Below are 20,566 nucleotides of genomic sequence, written 5' to 3' on the forward strand. Positions count from 1 at the left end.
TAGCGACCCGGCGAGTTCTTTTTTGCACTGTCGGAACGATGCCCAAAAGGATACTGGGTCACCGTTCCGACAGTGCAGAATAGTTACGGCTTAGGCAGCCATCTGGCTTTCGGCTTGTGGCTCGATCACCAGATCAGCCTCCAGCACACGCTTACCGTCTTCGATAAGCTCGGGATAAATAAACTGCTCGGGGACAATGCCTTCGCAGCAATCGGAATGGGTATATTCATCCTCTGCGAAATACAGCTGCGTGGTGAGATCACGATAGCCCGGGTGACGCACTTTGAGGTGCACATGCGCAGGGCGCCAGCTATGCCGACCCATCATCTCGAGCAGCGCACCAGTTGGGCCGCTATCGGGAATCTTGTAGGCAACCGGAACCGTGCTCTCAAACTGGTACTGACCCTGCGCATCGGTGCGCACCTTGCCGCGATAATAGTCAACCGGAATACCCTCATGGATGCCGCCATATTTGCCATCGGGCGTGGAGTTCCACATATCGACGAGAACATCGGCGAGTGGCTGGCCGTCAACATCCTTGACCGTGCCGCGGACAATCATCGGCTGGTCATCGGCATAGGCATCCATCGTCTTCATCTTGCCGTCTTCGAGAACCGGCGCTGAATCGAGGAAATAAGGGCCCTCCATATCCGATGGTGATGCCGCGGGATGGGCGTTCTGGTTAATCACACTCACAATTGACGTGTTGAGGAAAACATCAATGAAGAGCGGCAGTTCGCCAGATTCCGCGATCTTCATCATATAGCCGATGGCGGCGCGATATTCCTCAAAGCTGATATTCTCATCGCGCACGGCACCGCGGACCGCCTCGACGATGGTGCTTACTACCTGATCCAGTCGATTATTAGCCATTTCCTGTATTTCCTCTCCGTCGTGAAAGTGACGAAAAGGGTAAGCGCGATGGGGAAAGGCGTCTAATACCTTTTCCTGTGGCCGAAAATACTGCGCGGGTATTGCATCATTCTGGTCAAGAGCGCCTTCAACCCTCGCCCACATAAGCACCAAATAACAATGTCGCCGCCCGAGCCCGAACTTGATGCGCAAGCGGTATCATATTCGTACACCGAGAGTATTTCCTGCCCTGCACGCGCCGCCTTAAGGTTCTATTGTGCAGAAGAAGGTATTCTTATGAGTAAAGTCCAAATCGAGCGCGTCGAGACCGTTATCGTGGATTTGCCACTGAGACGGCAGCAGCGTTTTGCCGCTATCGGCGCTTCGACAACGGCCATAGTGCTGGTCAAGATATGGGCTTCTGGTGGCATTGTCGGTATCGGCGAAGGCTGTACGCCCTCGGGACCGTGGTGGTCGGGCGAGAGCGTTGAATCGATCAAGCTGAATATTGACGCACATATCGCCCCCTTGATCATCGGCAGGGATGTGTTTGATCTGCGCGGTATATCTGCCGAGGTTGATCGCAAGCTGTTCGGTAATCCCTTTGCCAAGGCGACGGTCGAGATGGCGCTGCTCGATATTCAGGGCAAGATTGCCGGTGTTCCGGTTCATGATCTGCTGGGCGGCAAACAGCGCTCCTCGCTGCCTTGTTCCTGGCCCTTGGCAACCGGCGATCCGGGTGAAGAGATCGAAGAGGCAAAAGAACATCTGGCGCAAAAGCGGTTCAAGCTGTTCAAGCTCAAAATGGGTTTTCTCGAACCAGAGACCGATGTTGCGCGCGCCTGCGCCATCGCAAAGGCGCTGGAAGGGAAAGCAAGCGTCAGGGTAGACCCCAATGAAAGCTGGGACGAGGCGACCTGCAAATGGGCCATGCCCCGAATGGCAGACGCCGGCATCGCTATGGTCGAACAGCCCATGGCCCGCTGGAATGTTGACGGTTTTGCGCGCATCACCGCGCAGACAAAAATGGCCACAGCGGTCGATGAGAGCCTGTGCACCATGGATGATGCCTTGCGGCTTGGCCGTATGCACACCGCGGATCTGGTCTCTATCAAGGTGATGAAGCATGGCGGACTCACCAATGCTCGCCGCATAGCCGATATCGCCATTGCCAGCGGCATGTCGATTTATATGGGGACATTCCTCGAATGCTCGATCGGCACAGCCGCCGGTATGCAACTTGCCGCAACCTTCAGCGATCTGCCTTATGGCGGCGAATTGTCCGGAGCCAATCTGATCGCCGAAGATATTGCGGTGCGGCCAGCGCGCTATGAGAATTTTGAGCTGCAGCTGGAAGAAGGCGTTGGGCTGGCGGCGGAGGTCGATGAGGACAAGGTCGAGGCGCTACGCCGCGACCGCAGCCGTCTCTCCATCGCTGTCTGAAAAGCGATTGCGATACAGAGGCCGCTCTATCTGTCGATCGCAAAGCGATCCGGCTGCTGCCGAATAGACCGCAGAACACCGAGAAAACGCCGTAGTAACGCGCTGGTATCCGATTTTCGGTAAATGATGCTCACCGGGCAATCATCGGTCAGGGCGTCGGGCTGGAAGAAATCGACGCCATACCAGTTCATGCCGATCATCGAGATCGGGACAACACAGACACCGGCGCCAATCGCCACCTGCATCAGCGCCGCGCGGCCATCCTCAACCACCATGGATATCGTCGGCGAAACACCCTCGCGCTTCAACATCGCGACAGTGGCATCAGCGAAATTCGGTCGGCCTGCAGATGGGAACAGGATCAGAGGTAACATGTCAAAAACATCACGCCAGTTGCTTTCATCAACGGCAATGCCGGCACTGGTCGGTACGCATAGAGCGACGCCCTCATTGATTACTTCCTCGATAACCAGTCCTGGCTCATTCGGATAGTAGCGCCCGAAACCGAGATGCAGCTGCCCTTGCTTGAGCGCATGCACCTGCTCCTTCTTGCTCATCCTGCGCAGCGAGAGATCGACCAGCGGATTGTCCTGTTTGAAAAGCTGCAATATGTGGGGGACAATCGAATAGGAAACCGAGCCAAAATAGCCGATTTCTATAACCCCGAGTTCGCCTTTCTGGGCCGCTTTTGTCCGTTCGGCTCCTCGCTCCATCTGCGCCAATATGGAGCGCGCATCCTCGAGAAAGACCTTGCCCGCTTCGGTCAGCTCGGTTCCCTTGCTGGTGCGTTTCAGCAATAACACGCCAAGCTCATCCTCAAGCTTGTGCATCTGGCGGGTTATCGGTGGTTGCGAGACATTCAGACGGCGCGCTGCATGGCCGAAGTTTTTCTCTTCAGCAACGGCCACAAAATAGCGCAACTGTCTGATTTCCAAATCGGCCTCCCGGGTGTTGCAACCTGTCTAACAAGAGCAATGTTCCAATGTGGTAATACCTAATCGGTATGTAGCTGGCAAGCCGTGGACCGCTTGGCGATACCGTTCCTTTTCCGTCCTCCCCGGCAGTATCATGCTGTTTCATATAGAAAAAGCAGCCCGCCTGAATGGTTCGGAATGGCCGACACTTCCTTCCGGTATGGAAATGAAACGGACAAGGTATTGGCCAGAAAGCAGCAATATTCGCATTTTTTCGGAAAAATTAAGGCACATGCGAGAGGAGATTTTCATGGCGGAAACAGTGAATGTCGACGTGCTTGTCGTTGGTACGGGTCCGGCGGGTTCTGCGGCGGCATTAAGTCTGGCTCGCAACGGGATCAGAGCCCTGGTCATCAATAAATTCGGCTGGACGGCGCGGACGCCGCGCGCGCACATCACCAATCCGCGGACCATGGAGGTGCTGCACGATCTCGGTGTCTATGACGAGGCGCTCAAACATGCCGTTCCCAATCACCTCATGGGTGAAAACACCTATTGCACAAGCCTGAGCGGTATCGAGATCGGTCGGATTCGCACCTGGGGTAATTGCCCGGATCGAGACCATAATTACGCCATCTCTAGCCCCGAAAAAACCTGTGATATCACACAGAATCTGCTCGAGCCGGTCCTGCTGGGTTCGGCTGCGCATAGCGGTGCCCAGGTGCTGTTTCATACCGAGCTTATCGACTACACCCAGGATGATGGCGGGGTGACGGCAAAGCTGCGCAACAATGTGACCGGCGAAGAAACCACCGTGCGGTGTCAATATCTGATCGGGGCAGATGGTGCCAATTCCCGGGTCGCGGACATTGCCGACCTGCCGCTCGAAGGGGTGCATGGCAAGGAAGGCTCGATGAACATCGTTTTCGATGCCGACCTGTCGAAATTTGTCGAGCACCGACCCAGCGTTCTGTACTGGATCATTCAGGATGGCTCGGATGTCGGCGGCCTGGGAATGGGCGTGGTTCGCATGGTGCGCCCATGGAACCGCTGGCTCGCCATCTGGGGCTATGACCTAGCCGCCGGCCAGCCTGAAGTTGACGAAGAAAAGGCCATCAGCGTGGTGCACAAGCTGATTGGCGATGACACCGTTCCAGTATCCATTGACTCTATCTCCTTCTGGACCGTGAACGATGTCTACGCGACCCGGCTGAGCAACGGCCGGGTCTTTTGTATGGGCGATGCTGTACACCGGCATCCGCCGACCAAGGGGCTGGGATCAAACACGTCAATCCAGGATGCGTTCAACCTCAGCTGGAAACTCGCGCTGGTGCTGAAGGGGCAGGCTGATGCCTCACTTCTGGACAGCTATTCGGTAGAGCGCGCCCCGGTTGCGAAGCAGATTGTCAATGGTGCCAATCGCAGTATCTCGACCTTTTACGGCATTATGGGTGCGCTTGGTCTCGACAAGGCGGAGGGACCGGACGGTATGCGCGATGCCTTGCTTTCCATTGGCGATGATACGCCCGAAGGTGAAGCCAAGCGCGCCGCACTCGATGCAGCGGTCTATAACACCCGCGACGTTTACGACAATCCCGGCATCGAGCTGCAGCATCGCTATACGTCTGATGCTATCTATGCCGCAGGAGATGTTGATCCCGGCTATGCCGGCGATCCGGAAGTGTTTGTCGAACAGACGACCTATCCCGGCGCGCGGCTGCCGCATGCCTGGGTCACGGTAAATGGCCAGCGCACCTCGATCCTCTATCTCTGCGGCGGCGCGCAATTCACCTTGCTCACCGGAATATCCGGCGGCGGCTGGATCGAGGCAGCGGCTGCGATCAAGCAGACGCTGGGTGTTGATATCAACGTGGTCCAGATCGGGGCGTTGCGCAAAGTGCAGGATGTTTACGGCGAGTGGTCACGCGTGCGCGAGATCGAGGAAAGCGGTGCGCTGCTCGTCCGTCCGGACCAACACATTGCCTGGCGCGCAAAAAGCTGGACCGCAGACAGCATCGCAGACCTGAAAGAGGTGATGCAGTCCATTCTGGGTTTCAAAAATGGCGATGAGAGCGTCGGCGCAGCGCAGGAAAAAGAGCCGGTCAAGGCCTGAGCGCATGCGCAAGCCCGGCCCCGTGAGCGTCAAAAGACGGCGGGGGCTGGCAACATAAAAAGTCAACGGAGAGGGATAATGGCTAAGTCAAAAACAAGGATATATTTGCGCAATATGGGGATCGGCGTCTGCCTGATACCGTTCATCAATGGTGTCGCATTGGCGCAGGTTGATGCAAACGAGCCCCAAGCGGCTGAACAGGAACCCGATGAGAATGTTGTTGTTGTCACCGCGACCAGACGTGCGGAAAGTATTCAGGATGTCCCTGTTTCTGTGGCCTCTGTCGATGCCGAACTGATAGCCAATACCGGCTCGATCGATATTGCGGATATCTCGCTTTATGTGCCCAATTTCGAGTTTTCCGACTCAAGCATTCTGCCCAATCTCTACATTCGCGGCATCGGTTCGGGTACAACCCACTCAGTCGAGCAATCGGTCGGCCGGTTTGTCGATGATATCTATATCGGCCGTGCGGCGATCAATCTGCACCCGCTTTTCGATGTCGGCAATGTCGAAGTCCTGCGCGGACCGCAGGGCACATTGTTCGGTAAAAACACCATTGCCGGCGCGGTTATTCTCAACACTCAGGATCCAACAAGTTCCTTTGAAGCGGGCATCAGCGCCTTTGCCAGTGATTTCAGCACAGTGGGCGGAACCTATGGCTATGAAGCCTATCTTTCCGGTCCGTTGACCGACAATCTGAGAGGCCGGGTTTCGGCATTTTACCGTGATCGCGATGGCTATATTGAAAACCGGCTTCCTGGCCCTGATGGCGGAACGCGCGAGGACGTTGCCGTGCGTGGCAAGCTGCAATGGGACGCAGGCGTTAACACCACCGTTGATCTCAAGCTGGAATATTTCACCTTTGATGAGGAAGGCCAGACGCCATCTGAGGTCACAAGCGCGAATTTCCCAGGCGGGCCTCTTGCAGGGCAACCGGTTCCGGAGAGTTTCTTTCAGCGCTTCTCGCCTGATTTCAGCTATGATCGCGACTGGATGAGCGACTATGATTGTACTGCCCTGTTGGGCGGCCAGACATTCTGTCCGGAACGCAATCAGGACACGTTCAACGTCACATTGGGCATCAATCAGGAAATCCCGGGTTTCGGTACCATCACCTCAATCACCGGTTTTCAGACGGTTGAATTCCTGCACCGTTTCGTCGCGCTCGAAGGTGGCGTCGCGGGTGGCGGCCTGCGCGCGACGCGGGACGAGGAATATGAAGGCTTTACCCAGGAGATACGCCTGACCTCGGAAGAGTTTGACAGCTATGATTTCATCATCGGCGCCTATTATGAGAATAGTGAAGTTGTCCGTCTGCAATATGACGACACCGACGTCGCAACCTTCTTTGGTGGCGGTCCCGTCAACTCTTTAATCGAAGACTGGACACAGGACACAGAGACTATCGCCGTATTTGGCCAGTTCCGCTGGCGTTTTGCCGACAGATGGTCGGCCATTCTTGGCGGTCGCTGGTCCTATGAGGAAAAGGACTTTACCTTCTTCAGGCGCCAGGGTGCCTATGGCGCAAACCCGGCAGCCGAACGCGCAACCGCAGGGCAGGTTGCAGGAGATTTTGTCGACTCTTTGAGCCGCGACGAAAACCGCTTCACCCCGTCATTTACGGTACGATTTGAACCCAATTCCGATCATATGCTGTTCGCATCGGTATCTCAGGGACATAAGACCGGTGGTTTCTCCGATCGACCGGAGCTGAATGACCAAGGGCAGTTCGAGATCAGCGAGTTTAACGATGAGCTCAACACCGCATTTGAGGTCGGTGCCAAGAGTAGCTGGTTCGGCGGCGCGCTGCAGACCAATTTGGCGGTATTTTATATGCTGATCGAAGACCTGCAGGTGGCGCGTGCTGTGCCCAACCAGTTCACCAACACCTTCCAGGTTCTCAATGCCGCAGAGGCAACCAGTTGGGGTGTCGAGTTTGACGCCAACTGGTCGCTCTCCGACAATTGGACCATTGGCGGGAATATCGCCTATACCAATGCCAGCTATGACGATTTCCCGGGTGCATCGGAAGATTGCCCGCCCGCTGGCGGCACTTTGGAACCCGACCCGGTAACCGGTACACCCTTGTGTAACTATGCCGGACTGCCGCTGATCTTCGCCCCTGAATGGAAGGGCGGCGCGTTCGTTCAATATGAGCATGTCGACTTTCTCGGCGAATGGGATGTCTTCGCCCGCGGTGATGTTAACTATTCGAGCGGCTATTTTACCGAGCTGGAATATGTACCCGTGCTCGAGCAGGATGACTTCGCCACCCTCAACGCGAATATCACCTTCAGATCGCCCAATGATGATTTCTCGGTAGCATTTATCGGCAGAAACCTCACCGAGGCCTATTCGCTCGCATGGGGGCTACAGGCCGGACCAAGCACCTTCGTCGCGCCGAACGCGCCGCGTGAACTGATGGTGCGGCTGTCCTGGCGTTATTGAGGGGCGGAATTCGGCCATCTTTGGCGGTGTTTTGCCGAATATCTCGATTTGGATGGCAGTGGAATGTCTGGTTCGGACCTGAAAACCGAAACCGTTGGCACTCCGCTGCCGTCTGAACATTTCATGCATGCCAAGCCTGTGACACGCAAGATTCGCGTGCATCGCAGGGGCAAGCTGATTGCGAAGAGCAACAACGCGTTGCGTATCACCGAGGTCGCAAAGGGTCCGATCGATCCCGTGCTCTACCTCCCCAAAGAAGATGTGATCGCTCCATTAAGGCTAATAGAAGGGAAAACCACGCACTGCCCACTCAAAGGCGATGCGAACTACTACTCGGTCGATGCAACGGGTGAACCGATTGTGTGGACGTACACAAAGGCCTTTGACTTTGCCGCCGCTATCAAACGGGCTTGTCGCTTTCTATCCAGACGAAGTGACCGTTGAAGAAATCGGAGCCTCATCCTAAGCGTGTTTGCGCTAAAGTGCAGCAAACGCCTGCTGTTCAAGCCGAGGATCAGAGATATATGCATGGAGGGTAGCCCATTGGTTTCAAGACGAAAGATCTTTCTCGGCCTTATCATCTTGCTATTGGGCGCCGGCCTTACTGCGGCGGGCCAATCGCGGCAGGTGCAGAACCTGTTTTATGCTCTGACCTTTGAACGGACACTTGATCGCTACAGCCAAGCCGACACTACAGAAGTCGATGTAACAGCAAAAGTCGATCCGGCGGGTCGCACGGCGCAACTGCTATCTGCGTTCTTTGGTCTTGATGAGGGGCTACCCCGAATTGCCGATTGGGCCGTCTGCGACGGAGCGGGGGGCAAAGATGGTATGCCGGTCATTTTTTCGCATGAGGTTGGTCTTAACACGCTTGAACCCGGCGATTTTGCGATCAAAAGGCGGTCTGGAAAGCTGGGCGAAGTCACCTGTTTAACTTTGGCACCTGCAGATGACCCTGGCGAACTCCGGACTGTTCTGCTTGCGGGTCAGTTCGGCAGCGAGAGTGATCCACCTGTGTCAGTGGAGATAACAGGCGATATCATTTCGCTCGATCAAAGCGTGACCTTCAAGGGCGCTCAAGTGGCTGTGACGCCACTGGAAGATGGCCCCAGCTTGGTTTTGGCAGAAAAGGTCCCGCAAGGCCAATGGGAGCTTGGCAAGGCAGCAACCGGGATCCCATTTGGCGGCGGCAGTGGCTGCCCGGAAGGTACTGCGCAGGTGCTTCGCGTGACATGGGAAGGCGGTATTACCAAGCCCGATGGGAACGCCGCCGATGATCAAGAACGCAAACTCTATCGCGTGACCATTAGACAGGAAGATGGTTCTGAAGAGACGATTGCTCCGATGCATTTGGCAGACACCGGTGACGGCGACAATAATCACAAGCTATGTCTCGACCGGACGGAACCGGTTAAATCAATCGCATTCCCTGCTGGGGGCTTCACTGATCCGCGGGGTGACCTGAATCCGCCTACATACATTGGTGTTTCACAACGTCTCATAGACAAACAGAGCTAGAACATTGAGTCTAGAGTCTTTTTCATTTAGATTGAATCTGGGGATTCCCTTTTTTCGATATTTGTGATTCAAGCTGCTGGCTGGGCAAGGAGGCCAGCAGTTATGGCACGAGCTTATTCTGACGATCTACGAGAGCGCGCAGCTGCTGCGGTGGTTTCGGGACGCAGCTGCCGAGAGGTTGCTGATTTGTTTGGTGTGAGTGTGGCCAGTGTGGTGAAGTGGTCACAGCGCCGTCGCCGGGAGGGTAGCGCTGCTGCCCGGCGCATGGGTGGTTATCGCAAGCGTCAGCTTGAGCCGCACCGGTCGTTTATCATCGAGCGGTTGCAGGCTCAGCCTGATCTGACCCTTTACCAACTGACGGCAGAACTGTCCGAGCGCGGCATCGTCACCAGCCCGGCTTCGGTTTGGCGGATGGTTCGTTCGGCCGGTCTCAGCTTCAAAAAAAAGTCTCTTCGCCATCGAGCAACTGCGGCCAAAAGTGGCGCGGCGGCGGGCACAATGGAAGAAATATCAAGGCCGACTTGATCCCAAGCGCCTCGTCTTCATCGACGAGACCTGGACCAAGACCAACATGACACCGCTACGCGGCTGGGCACCGCGCGGCAGCAAGCTGATCCCTCGTGCGCCCTTCGGCAGTTGGCGTACACTGACATTCCTTGCCGCTCTGCGCCATGATCGCATCGATGCGCCATGCGTCATTGACGGGCCAATTAACGGCCAACTCTTTACTGCTTATGTCGAGCAGTTCCTTGTGCCTACACTCTCACCTGGTGACATCGTCATCATGGACAATCTGGGTAGCCACAAGGGACAGGCCGTGCGCAGGGCAATCCGCAGTGTAGGTGCCAGACTGTTCTTCCTCCCACCCTACAGTCCAGACCTCAACCCTATCGAACAGGCCTTTGCCAAGCTGAAAACCCTGTTGCGTAAAGCCAAAGAGCGATCCGTCGAAGCAACATGGCAGCGCATCGGGAAACTGCTCGATACCTTCTCTCCGCAAGAATGCGCCAACTATCTCAGAAACTCAGGATATGCTTCAATCTAAATGAAAAAGAGTCTAGGGGACTAGGAGCGCCGCCATAAGCCGCTCTGGTCTCTTTGAGTACTCTGGCGATTACCGCCAGCGATCGGGAAATGTACTCTTGGTGGCTGTTATCGCCGCAATGTCGAGGTTAGAGTCTGTCCCTGACTGATTGAATCGATTTGAGATTTCCATTTGCTTTGAGATGTGATTCAAGCTGTTGGTTGGGCAAGGAGGCCAGCAGCTATGGCGAAGGCATATTCATTGGATTTGCCAGAGCGTGTTGCAGGTGCGGTGTTGTCAGACCGATCCCGCCGGGAATAGTAGCAACGTCGGGGTGAGTGTATCGAGCGCAGTGCGCTGGTCGCGCCGTGGTGAAAAGCTGCTGGCCAAAGCTCCGTTCGGCAAATGGCGCACGCTCACCTTCCTGACCGGCCTGCGCCATGGCCGCATCGATGCCCCTTGTGTACTCGATGGCTCGATCAATGGCATAAGCTTTACCGCTTATGTCGAGCAGTTCCTCGCAGCCACTTTTTCACCCAGTGATGTGGTCATCATGGACAATTTTGGCCGTCACAAGGAGCATGCCGTGCGCAAGGCAACACGCAGCGCAGATGCCAAGCTCTTCTTCCTTCCAACCCGACGAATGCGCAAAATACCCCAAAAACTCTGGCTATGTTTCAATATCAACGTGACACACTCTAGATCGACAGGCTCGAATTATAAGTCGGAACAAAGCAGCCGAATTGAAACGCCTTCTCCTGCCCTTACAAAACCGCTTTGCTACCCATCAAATCCTCAATCATAGCCTCGGAGTAGTCCAGTGCTGCCAAGATAGTACGGCTGTTTGATCCGGGAGCGGGTAGGGTAGATTCTTGGGTCGGCCTTTGGCCTCCCATGGCTATAGGTAGCGATGGCAGCATGACTGCCTTTCCATCCGGGAGTGTGACGCGCTCCAACCCAGCACTGGCGTTGAGATGCGGGTCAGCAAACATATCCTCTGGCCGCGCAATGGGAGCAAAGGGCAAGCCGCTGCCTTCGAGCTTGGCGATCAGTTCATCACGCGAATATTGCGCAATGAGCTCGCGGATCTGCGGCATGATGCGATCACGCGCCGCCACACGGGCATTGTTTTCGCGGATGCTTTCATCGGCCCATAGGTCATCAAGCGCAAACAGGTTGCAGAATTTCTCCCAAAGGGCATCGGTCACCACGCCGATGAAAACTGGGTCATCTCGGGTTTCGAAGACGTCGTAAATGGCCCATGCCGATATCCGCGCCGGCATCGGTGCAGCCGCTTTTCCGGTCACCGCCATCTGCGCCATATGCTGCCCGATCAGATAGACGGTGGTTTCAAACAATGAACTCTGGACCAGCTGCCCCCTGCCGGTGCGGTGGCGTTCTTCTACTGCGGCAAGGATGCCGATCACACCAAACATGCCGCCGGTCACATCAATAACGCTCGAACCAGCGCGCAATGGTTTGCCGGGTGGACCGGTCATATAGGCCAAGCCGCCCATCATCTGCGCCACTTCATCGAGTGCGGTGCGGTTCTCATAAGGTCCGGGGAGAAAGCCTTTTTCCGAGCAATAGATAAGACGCTGATTATCTTGAGACAGGCTCTCATAATCCAGCCCCAGCCGATCCAGCGCGCCGGGGCGGAAATTCTCTACCAAGATATCGGCGTTCACGATCAGCTTCTTCGCAACTTCAATACCTTGCTCACTTTTCAGGTTGATGCAGATGCTCTTTTTGTGCCGGTTATACATCGGAAAATAACCCGAGCCTGACCCCACCAGAGTACGAGTGCGGTCACCGCCTATGGGTTCAACACGAATAACTTCTGCCCCCAAAGCTCCCAGGATGGCACCCACGGCTGGACCCATGACCATATGAGTAAACTCTATCACCTTGAGCCCGGCAAGCGGCGTCGGATTGTTGTGCGCTTCGCTCATGCCGCTGCCCTTTCAAAGCCCAGCGGCAGGCCGGCATCGGGGGTAAAGCCGTATAAAGGTTCATCTGGTAGCGCCTGCCGCAAAATCTCGCGCACCTGTAGCAGTTTCTCCACATCGATGCCGGTTTCCAACCCCATCGCCTCCAGCATGAAGACCAGATCCTCGGTCACAATATTGCCCGATGCGCCGGGCGCGAAAGGGCAGCCGCCAAGACCGCAGAGCGAGGCGTCAAAGGTGGAGATGCCTTCTTCGAGACCGGCCACCACATTGGCTAATCCAAGCCCACGGGTATTATGGAGATGCAAGGTGTTAAGCAGTGCATCGCCAATCGCGGCTTTTACCTTGCGCACAAGCCGCCTGACCTGCTGTGGATTGGCATAGCCGGTCGTGTCGGAAAGCCCGACTTCCGCCGCGCCTGCCTCTATCGTTGCTTCAGCAAGCCGCACCACCTGATCTTCGGCTACCGGCCCTTCTATTGTACAGCCAAATGCCGTCGACAGGCCGACCTCAAAATGCGGACGGCTGGCTTTAGGCTGGGCCGCTACCAATTCTGCTATAGCGCGGATTTCGGAAACCATCGCGGCATGATCCTTGCGCACATTTTTGATGGAGTGCGTCTCTGACATGGAGAATGGGATGGACATTTTGTCGACACCGGCGGCAATTGCACGTTCAGCGCCTTTAAGGTTCGGGATCAGCGCGACAACGTCCAGCCCGGGCAAGGTTTTGGCATAAGCGACTATCTCCGCCGTATCCGCCATTTGCGGCAGCAATTTTGGCGGCACAAAGCTGCCCACTTCAATTTCGCTGACACCGGCTTCCACTTCGGCTTTGATCCAGGCCTTTTTCGCCTCGGTCGGCATGACCATATTAATGCTCTGCAGGCCGTCCCGTGGGCCTACCTCGCTGATAAGGATGGTTTGCGTCACAGTCTCTCTCCAAGATATATCCAAGGCCTTTGCGTGCGATCAGCCTGTTGCCATGCCTGTATGTCATCCAGCCGTTTCATGCTGAGATCGATGGCATCAAGGCCTTCGAGCAGCATGGCGCGTGCTTCATCGTCTATCTCGAAATGCCAAAGGCCATCGTCTTCTGATCGCACACTGTTTTCCGTCAGATCGATGGTCAGCGGTGCATCGGCTTTGGCCAGAATAGCGATTGTTTCAGCGTCCAGAACAACCGGCAAAATACCGTTACGCACACAATTTCCGGCAAAGATGGGCGCAAAACTGGGGGCAAGTATCGCCCTGAAGCCATATTCGGCCAGCGCCCAGACGGCATGTTCCCGGCTGGAACCGCAACCAAAATTGCTGCCCCCCAATATGATCTGACTCTGTGCATATTCAGGCTGGTTCATGACAAAAGCGGGGTCAGCCTCGCGCCCACCGATCTGAGTATAGCGCCACCCGGCAAACAGGCCATCGGCGAGGCCAGTCTTGCCGGTGCTCTTCATCTCGCGGGAAGGGATGATCTGGTCAGTATCCACATTGTCGCGAATCAGCGGCATGGGGAGTGAGGTAAGCCGGGTGAAAGGTTCGGGCATCAGCTAAACTTTCTCGGATCGGAAATGGCACCATGGATCGCGCTCGCCACAACCGTCTCCGGACTGGCAATATGGGTTTTCACATTGGGGCCCTGGCGGCTCTCAAAATTGCGGTTGGTTGTAGAGATCACCCGCGAATTGGCGGCAAAGCTCTCACCCCCAGCGTAAAAACACATGGAACACCCGCTTTCGCGCCATTCAAATCCGGCTTCGACAAATATCTTGTCAATGCCTTCGGCCTCGGCTGCGCGTTTAACACGCGATGACCCGGGAACGCAGATAGCCTTGATGCCAGGGGCTATCTTTTTGCCCTTGAGCATATGTGAAGCGCGGCGCAGATCGGAGAGGCGGCTATTGGTACAACTGCCGATAAAGGCCGCATCGATCTTCAGGCCTTGCAGGGCTTGGCCTTTATCAAGGGCCATATATTCCAGCGCACGCACGCCTGCATTATCAGGAACGCGGCCTTCTATCCTGACGCTGCTTTCCGGGCTCGTCCCCCAGCTGACCATTGGTGCTATGGCATTGGCATCAAGCACGATCTCTGAATCGAAAACCGCCCCGTCATCGCTTTTCAGCGATTGCCATTGTGCCAGTGCCTGATCCCAAAGATCGCTTGTCGGCGCATATTGCCGCCCTTTGAGATAGGCGAACGTCTTTTCATCCGGCGCAATAAAGCCGGACATGGCGGAAAATTCGGTCGCCATATTGCACAGCGTCATCCGGCCTTCCATATCCAGCGCCATCACCGCATCACCGGCAAACTCGACAGCATGGCCCTTGCCTCCTGCAGCACCATGTAACGCGATCAGTTGGATGATCATGTCTTTCGGCGTTACGCCTTGCGCCAGTGAGCCGCTAAAGCTGACGCGCATCGATTTGGGTTTCTTCAATCGCAATGTGCCCGCGGCCATCGCATGCTCGGCCTCTGATGAGCCAATGCCCCATGCGAGCGCACCAAATGCACCCTGGGTGCAGGTATGGCTGTCGGGTGCAATCAGGGTGCAGCCTGGCAAGATGATACCCAATTCCGGCGAGATGACATGGACGATTCCCTGATCGGGATCATTAACGTCAAAGAACCGTATTCCCGCCGCTTTGGCCGCAGCGCGTGTTTCGCTGATAAATGCCTGCCCACCGGGCATCAGGGTCTGGTCAGTGCGCCCGGGTCGGGTGTCGACAATATGGTCGGCCACCGCGAAGACACGGTTCGGATCGACTACCTCTCTTCCTGCTTCAGCCAGCGACCGTAGAGCAGCCGCACCGGTTCGTTCGTGCAGGAATATCCGGTCAATCGCGATCAGCGCGCTGCCACTGCCGAGCCTGGCGATCTCGTGACCGTCCCAGAGTCTGTCGAAGAGAGACGCTGGCTGCTTCATATCTGCCTCCCGAGCAGAGCGGTATGATAAGCCTTGGCCGCGCGCGCATTGAGCAGGGCAAGATGGTCTTTTGCCAGCTTGTCCGGCGCAATATCGGCAGCATCAAAATCAATCGCATGGGCCACATTGGCTTCATACCATGGCCGGAACATATGCCGCGCTCGGACAATCTGCCATGCCTTGTTGAGATGACAACCAAAACGATCAGGAGAAAGGTCGGGATAGAGCTGATCCACATCTCCGGCTGGTGGCACGGCATAGGTGATATCGCTAGTGCCCAATGCATCCGCCACGGCATTCAGAACCGACAGCCAGTCTGCCCAGTCGGTCGGCGCCTCACCCTGCCAGTCATCGGACAATCCATGGCCGGGAAGATCAATCGCTAACGATTGGCCATGATCAACACTGTTTAGATCAAAGCCGGGAGCATGAAGCCGCAAAAGACCGCTTTGGCGATTGCCTTTCCAGTGGATCAAACCGTCAAAACCGGCAGCTTCAATAGGGCAGACCCCCTCTTCATCGGCTTCTGTGATCGCTTCAATTGTTGGCGTCTCCGACTTCAGCAGATGTTCAAGGCTTACGGACTGATGCTCTGCAGGGGTTTTGACTTTTTGTGTGGCCCAGCCTTTGGGCAGTGTTCCGAGCCGATCAAAATGCGTCTGTAAAGGATCGCCATCATAAGCGCTAATCAGGCATGGCGGAACTTCGGCATCGGATGCCGGGAGATCACGCGGTGCGTTCAACACGGCTCCATAACCCGCCCTATAGCTATCGCCTGCCTCGAGCATTTCACGCGCTATTACATCCACAACCTCCGGATCATCATGGGCAACGCTCAGACGATGGTCTTTATCGGCTGCGAACCAAGGGAAAAACCAGCTTTGTTCCAGTATCCGATTCCACAACCATTGCAGATGTTCGCCATAGGGTTGCGGGTGGAAGGGCGGGAGATATTGTTCACCAAACAGATCCTTCTCCTCCTCGGTCCACACCGCATAGCCGCCAATCGCCAGCGTTGAGAAACGCTCAGGATGCCGCTTGAGCGCGGTTACCAATATCATGCCGCCAGAGTGAAAGCCGTAGGCGGCGCATTTTTCTATGCCCAGTGCATCAAGAAAGCCGATGGTCGCATCAGCAAAAGCGCCAATATCTCCATCGGGCACTGCTTCGGACTGGCCGAAGCCGGGGATATCCATAGCGATACAGGTGAAGTGCTCGCCCCATTGCCGCATCAGCGTCTCAAATTCCTTTGAGCTGCGCGGGCTTTGATGCAGCATCAGCAAGGCAGGCCCGGATCCCGCTTTGCGAAAATGCATCCTGCGGGTTTCAGTGCCTTGGCCGACATCAATGAAATGGCGTGTCATCATCATGTGCTTCCGACTCTATTTGTCCGGACAAATTTGGCTCGACAAGTCTTTTTTGGTGATTATTGTGATTTTTCGAATCCGCCAAGAGGAGAGAAAATGGCACTGGTCGACACCAAGATGGTCAGCGATGGCCGCACAGCAAAAGAGATTTTTGAAGAAGTCATCAGCAACCCGGCGCGCAAGAAATTCGGCTTTGGCGAGAAGCTGGCGATTGTGAATGTCGATGTCCAGCAGGCCTATACCCGGACCGACATGTTCAAGACCGCCTATGAAACCGACCCCAAGCAGATCGACTATATCAACCGCATATCGGCCCTGGCGAGATCGCGGAACATGCCGGTCATCTGGTCCCGGGTTGCCTATAAGGGGGATGCAGGCGATGCGGGTGTCTGGGGTACGCGGACTGATACCGAAGACTCGCTGCAGAACATCAAATATGACAGCGAGCGCCATGCGCTTGATCCGCGCTGTGAGGTTGAAGATGATGATCTGCAATATACCAAGCGCATGCCGTCGGCTTTCTTCGAGACCCCTCTGGCGAGCTATCTCGTCTGGCACAAAGTCGATACGGTGGTGGTTACCGGAGGTTCCACCTCAGGCTGTGTCCGGGCTACGGCCGTTGATGCACTCAGCCATGGCTATCGTACCATCGTGCCGATTGAGACATGTGCGGACAAGCATGAAAGCTATCATTTCGCCAACCTTACTGACCTCCAGCTCAAATATGCCGATGTCGAGCCGGTACAGACGGTGATCGACTGGCTCGAAGCACGATGATGGTGAGCCGTTCATGACTCCTGACCCCAAGCTTTATGACTATGCGCCTTATCGCAATCGCCCGCCGCTGAAATGGCCGGATGGCAAGACATGTGCAGTATGGATTGCACCCAATTTAGAGTTTTACGAACTCGATCCGGCGGTGAATCCACACCGCAGGAGCTGGCCCAAGCCGCATCCGGATATTGTCGGCTATAGTCATCGCGACCATGCCAACCGGGTTTCGCATTGGCGCATGGCCGAGATGATGTCGAAATATGGCTTTCCCGGTTCGGTCAGTCTTTCTGTTGCTTTGTGCGATCATATCCCGGAAGTGGTGCAGGATGGCGCACAGCGGGGATGGGAGTTTTTCAGCCATGGCATTTACAATACCCGGTACAGCTATGGCATGAATGAAGCGCAGGAGCGCGCCATCATTGAAGACTCTATCGAGACGGTAGAGCGCACCACCGGCCAACGCATCCGTGGCTGGCTGGCCCCGGCGCTCACACATACGCCGCGCACGCTCGATCTGATTGCGGAATATGGCTTGGATTATACTTGCGACCTTTACCATGATGACCAGCCAACCGACATAAAGGTGAAATCCGGCAAACTCACCGCCGTTCCCTATAGCCTTGAGGTCAATGACCATTATGGCTTCTTCATCTACAATATGTCGCCGCGCGAATATGCCGAGACGCTGATCCGGCAATATGATCGTCTGGCCGAAGAAGGCGAGAGGAGCGGTACGGTGATGTGCATTCCGCTGCATAGCTATCTTATCGGTCAGCCGCATCGCATCGGGCCGTTTGAAAAGGTGCTGGACCATATCGCCAATGATGGCCGCGCCTGGATTGCCCGTGCCGGAGAGATTGTTGACGCCTATCGAGGTCAAAATGTCGCTTGATGCTGATTATCTGAAATATCCCATGCGCCGTCGCGGCATGGATCATGACTATTATCCGTACAGCAAATTCCCGGATCGCGATCCGGTGCAATGGCCGGGCGGCAAGACGCTGATGGTCTGGCCGGTGATCAGTCTGGAATATTTCCCGATGGTCCCGAATGATGATCCGTTCCGGGCGCCGGGTCATATGCAGACCGCCTATCCCGATTATCGTCATTATACTGCCCGCGAATATGGCACCCGTATCGGTATCTATCGCTTGCTCGATGCGTTTGAGAAAGTTGGCGCGACGATATCTGTCGCGGTGAACAGCGCGATTGGCGAGCGCTATCCTGAGCTAGTTAAGGATATTGTCGATGCCGGGCATGAAATCATCGCCCATTCGACCGATATGAACGGCACAATTGCCAGTGGCATGGATGAAGCGCGTGAGCGGGAGCTCATCCGGTCGTCGCTCTACACGCTGGAAAAAACCACCGGCACTCGGCCGCGCGGATGGCTCTCCATTGCCCGTTCGCAAAGCTTCAACACGGCACGCCTGCTGGCCGAAGCCGGCGTCGACTATATGTGCGACTGGGTGAATGATGAGCTGCCCTATATCTTCACCACCAGCGCGGGGGACATTGTCAATATTCCGCTCAACCATGAGCTTTCCGACCGTCAGATCATCAACGTTCAGCAACAATCGATAGACAGCTATACCCAGTCCATCCATGATGCTGCCGACTGGTTGCTGCAGGAGGCGGATCAGCACGGCGGCAGGATGCTGCCGATGCATCTCACGCCCTATATTACCGGCCTGCCCTATCGCATTGCCCGCTTTGAAGAGCTTGTCACGCAGCTCGCGGCGAACAGCGCCATCGGCTTTGCCAGAGGCGACGCGATACACGATGCGTGGCAGCGGGCATAATGCAAGTCCGTAACCCCCGCACTGGCGAATTCGACTATGAGATTGCCCCGCTTGACCAGGTGGCCATAGCCGATGAAGTCAGTCGCTTGCGATCAGCGCAGCTGGAATGGGGCGCCAAAACGCCGCAGCAACGCGCCGATATCATGCTGCTTTTTGCCGATGCTATTGAAGGGGCGGCGGCAGGGGCACTGATTCCAGCCCTCACCACCGATACCGGGCGCAGTGGCATCTCGAAAATGGAGGTGTTCGGCGCAGCAGGCCATATCCGGCGTTGGGCCAATATGGCCCCGGAAATGATCGCCAATGCCCAGCGCCAGGGCGAGCCGACATCGCACCCGACGATCTCGACATCGACGCGTCTTTCGCCCTATCCATTGGTTGGTGTTATCAGCCCGTGGAACTTCCCGATGACGCTGGCTTTGATTGACGCCGTGCCTGCATTGCTGGCGGGCTCTGCCGTCTTGATCAAACCTTCGGAAGTGACCCCGCGCTTCATCCGCCCGTTGATGGAAGCCGTCGGCACAGTGCCCGATTTGGCGGCAGTGCTTTCGATCATTGAAGGCGATGGTCCCACCGGGGCGGCGATGATCGATCAGGTCGATTTTGTTTGCTTCACCGGATCGGTTACAACAGGCCGCAAAGTCGGGGAAGCGGCTGCGCGGGCCTTTATCCCGGCCAGCTTGGAACTCGGCGGCAAGGATCCGCTGATTGTGCTGGCCTCGGCCGACATGGAACAGGCAGCCGCAACAGCGCTGCGCGGATCAATAGTGAATACCGGTCAGGCCTGCCAGTCGATAGAGCGGGTTTATGTCGCCAGCGAGATTGCAGAGTCGTTTCTGGAGAAGCTGGTCAGTCTGGCACAAGAGGCCCGGTTGAATCATCCTGATATCAACAAGGGCGATATCGGCCCGTTTATCTTTGCAAGACAGGCGGAAATTGCGCAATCGCAAATTGATGATGCAGTGTCACAGGGTGCCAAGGTGCTCGCAGGCGGTAAGGTCGAGACTCTCGATGGCGGACTATATCTGCGGCCCACAGTCTTGACCAATGTGCGCGAGCAAATGGCGATTATCGCGGAAGAGAATTTTGGTCCGGTGATCCCGGTGCAGACCTTTAACTCGATCGATGAGGCCATTGCGCTTGCCAATAGCGGTGAATTTGGCTTGTCCGCAGCGGTGATTGCCGCAACCGCCGAGGAAGCAGAAAGTGTGGCTGCCAGACTCAATGTCGGCGCGGTATCGATCAACGATGCTTCGCTGACATCCATGGTCTGGGAAGCGGAAAAATCGAGCTTTGGTTATAGCGGCATTGGCCCATCGCGAATGGGCGATAGCGGCCTGATGCGGTTTTTCCGGAAGAAGGCGCTGATCCGGCAGTCCGGACCGGCGGCGCGTATTTCCGATTTTTCCGAAGAAAAGCTCTCCTGAAGCCGGC

17 protein-coding genes and 1 pseudogene are annotated in these 20,566 nt (G+C 56.0%); 11 read left to right on the top strand and 7 right to left on the bottom strand.

Going from position 1 to position 20,566, the window contains the following annotated elements; all coding sequences use genetic code 11:
• Positions 1 to 90: 90 nt before the first annotated feature.
• Entirely contained in the window at positions 91 to 873 is a 783-nt protein-coding gene (locus RB602_RS01140; RefSeq protein WP_317082177.1) for a dioxygenase family protein, read from the bottom strand.
• Positions 874 to 1,149: 276 nt separating this feature from the next.
• Between RB602_RS01140 and RB602_RS01145 the strand changes: the two genes are divergently transcribed.
• Complete coding sequence (locus tag RB602_RS01145) at positions 1,150 to 2,295, top strand: muconate cycloisomerase family protein (RefSeq protein ID WP_317082178.1); 1,146 nt, start codon at positions 1,150 to 1,152, stop codon at positions 2,293 to 2,295.
• A 26-nt stretch (positions 2,296 to 2,321) separates the two neighbouring features.
• Here the strand turns inward: RB602_RS01145 and RB602_RS01150 are convergent, their stop codons facing one another.
• Positions 2,322 to 3,230 (bottom strand): LysR substrate-binding domain-containing protein, encoded by a 909-nt coding sequence (locus tag RB602_RS01150; RefSeq protein ID WP_317082179.1) that lies wholly within the window; start codon positions 3,228 to 3,230, stop codon positions 2,322 to 2,324.
• Between the two features lie 289 nt (positions 3,231 to 3,519).
• On the opposite strand from RB602_RS01150, the gene RB602_RS01155 reads away from it, so the two are divergent.
• From RB602_RS01155 to RB602_RS01180, 6 genes and pseudogenes are all read left to right on the top strand, one after another.
• Positions 3,520 to 5,322: an FAD-dependent oxidoreductase gene (locus RB602_RS01155; RefSeq protein ID WP_317082181.1), complete on the top strand. Its 1,803-nt coding sequence runs from the start codon at positions 3,520 to 3,522 to the stop codon at positions 5,320 to 5,322.
• 78 nt (positions 5,323 to 5,400) lie between these two features.
• Positions 5,401 to 7,773 carry a TonB-dependent receptor gene (locus tag RB602_RS01160; RefSeq protein WP_317082183.1) on the top strand — a complete coding sequence of 791 codons (2,373 nt, stop codon included), beginning with the start codon at positions 5,401 to 5,403 and terminating at the stop codon, positions 7,771 to 7,773.
• Between the two features lie 63 nt (positions 7,774 to 7,836).
• Entirely contained in the window at positions 7,837 to 8,217 is a 381-nt protein-coding gene (locus RB602_RS01165) for a DUF427 domain-containing protein (RefSeq protein ID WP_317082185.1), read from the top strand.
• A gap of 183 nt (positions 8,218 to 8,400) precedes the next feature.
• On the top strand, positions 8,401 to 9,291 hold the full coding sequence (locus RB602_RS01170) for a hypothetical protein (RefSeq protein WP_317082187.1): 891 nt from the start codon (positions 8,401 to 8,403) through the stop codon (positions 9,289 to 9,291).
• A 102-nt stretch (positions 9,292 to 9,393) separates the two neighbouring features.
• Positions 9,394 to 10,336, top strand: a protein-coding gene (locus tag RB602_RS01175) for an IS630 family transposase (protein ID WP_317080531.1) whose coding sequence is annotated in 2 segments (ribosomal slippage) — positions 9,394 to 9,729 and positions 9,731 to 10,336 — 942 coding nt in all. Because the reading frame shifts where the segments join, the coding sequence is not laid out codon by codon here.
• Positions 10,337 to 10,682: 346 nt separating this feature from the next.
• A pseudogene (locus RB602_RS01180) lies at positions 10,683 to 10,949 on the top strand (transposase); the annotation flags it as partial.
• Positions 10,950 to 11,079: 130 nt separating this feature from the next.
• On the opposite strand, the gene RB602_RS01185 reads toward RB602_RS01180, so the two are convergent.
• Genes RB602_RS01185 through RB602_RS01205 form a run of 5 tightly spaced genes read right to left on the bottom strand, consistent with a single transcriptional unit; the run spans position 11,080 to position 16,559 of the window.
• Positions 11,080 to 12,267 (bottom strand): CaiB/BaiF CoA transferase family protein, encoded by a 1,188-nt coding sequence (locus tag RB602_RS01185; protein ID WP_317082189.1) that lies wholly within the window; start codon positions 12,265 to 12,267, stop codon positions 11,080 to 11,082.
• Positions 12,264 to 13,196, bottom strand: coding sequence for a hydroxymethylglutaryl-CoA lyase (locus RB602_RS01190; RefSeq protein WP_317082191.1), 933 nt, complete (start codon positions 13,194 to 13,196; stop codon positions 12,264 to 12,266). Before RB602_RS01190 ends, RB602_RS01185 begins: the two co-directional genes overlap by 4 nt.
• Positions 13,193 to 13,810, bottom strand: a complete 618-nt coding sequence (leuD, locus tag RB602_RS01195) for a 3-isopropylmalate dehydratase small subunit (RefSeq protein WP_317082192.1) — start codon at positions 13,808 to 13,810, stop codon at positions 13,193 to 13,195. The genes RB602_RS01190 and leuD overlap by 4 nt, the downstream gene beginning before the upstream one ends.
• Positions 13,810 to 15,189 (bottom strand): 3-isopropylmalate dehydratase large subunit, encoded by a 1,380-nt coding sequence (locus tag RB602_RS01200; RefSeq protein WP_317082194.1) that lies wholly within the window; start codon positions 15,187 to 15,189, stop codon positions 13,810 to 13,812. Before RB602_RS01200 ends, leuD begins: the two co-directional genes overlap by 1 nt.
• Complete coding sequence (locus tag RB602_RS01205) at positions 15,186 to 16,559, bottom strand: alpha/beta fold hydrolase (RefSeq protein WP_317082196.1); 1,374 nt, start codon at positions 16,557 to 16,559, stop codon at positions 15,186 to 15,188. The genes RB602_RS01200 and RB602_RS01205 overlap by 4 nt, the downstream gene beginning before the upstream one ends.
• 93 nt (positions 16,560 to 16,652) lie before the next feature.
• Between RB602_RS01205 and RB602_RS01210 the strand changes: the two genes are divergently transcribed.
• Genes RB602_RS01210 through RB602_RS01225 form a run of 4 tightly spaced genes read left to right on the top strand, consistent with a single transcriptional unit; the run spans position 16,653 to position 20,559 of the window.
• A complete protein-coding gene (locus tag RB602_RS01210; RefSeq protein ID WP_317082199.1) occupies positions 16,653 to 17,333 on the top strand; it encodes an isochorismatase family protein in 681 nt (226 codons plus the stop codon).
• 13 nt (positions 17,334 to 17,346) lie between these two features.
• Positions 17,347 to 18,222 carry a polysaccharide deacetylase family protein gene (locus RB602_RS01215; RefSeq protein WP_317082201.1) on the top strand — a complete coding sequence of 292 codons (876 nt, stop codon included), beginning with the start codon at positions 17,347 to 17,349 and terminating at the stop codon, positions 18,220 to 18,222.
• Positions 18,176 to 19,132 carry a polysaccharide deacetylase family protein gene (locus RB602_RS01220; protein ID WP_317082203.1) on the top strand — a complete coding sequence of 319 codons (957 nt, stop codon included), beginning with the start codon at positions 18,176 to 18,178 and terminating at the stop codon, positions 19,130 to 19,132. The genes RB602_RS01215 and RB602_RS01220 overlap by 47 nt, the downstream gene beginning before the upstream one ends.
• Positions 19,132 to 20,559 carry an aldehyde dehydrogenase family protein gene (locus RB602_RS01225; protein ID WP_317082204.1) on the top strand — a complete coding sequence of 476 codons (1,428 nt, stop codon included), beginning with the start codon at positions 19,132 to 19,134 and terminating at the stop codon, positions 20,557 to 20,559. The genes RB602_RS01220 and RB602_RS01225 overlap by 1 nt, the downstream gene beginning before the upstream one ends.
• The last annotated feature ends 7 nt before the right edge of the window (positions 20,560 to 20,566 follow it).

Source organism: Parasphingorhabdus sp. SCSIO 66989 (assembly GCF_032852305.1).
Lineage (GTDB): Bacteria > Pseudomonadota > Alphaproteobacteria > Sphingomonadales > Sphingomonadaceae > Alterisphingorhabdus > Alterisphingorhabdus coralli.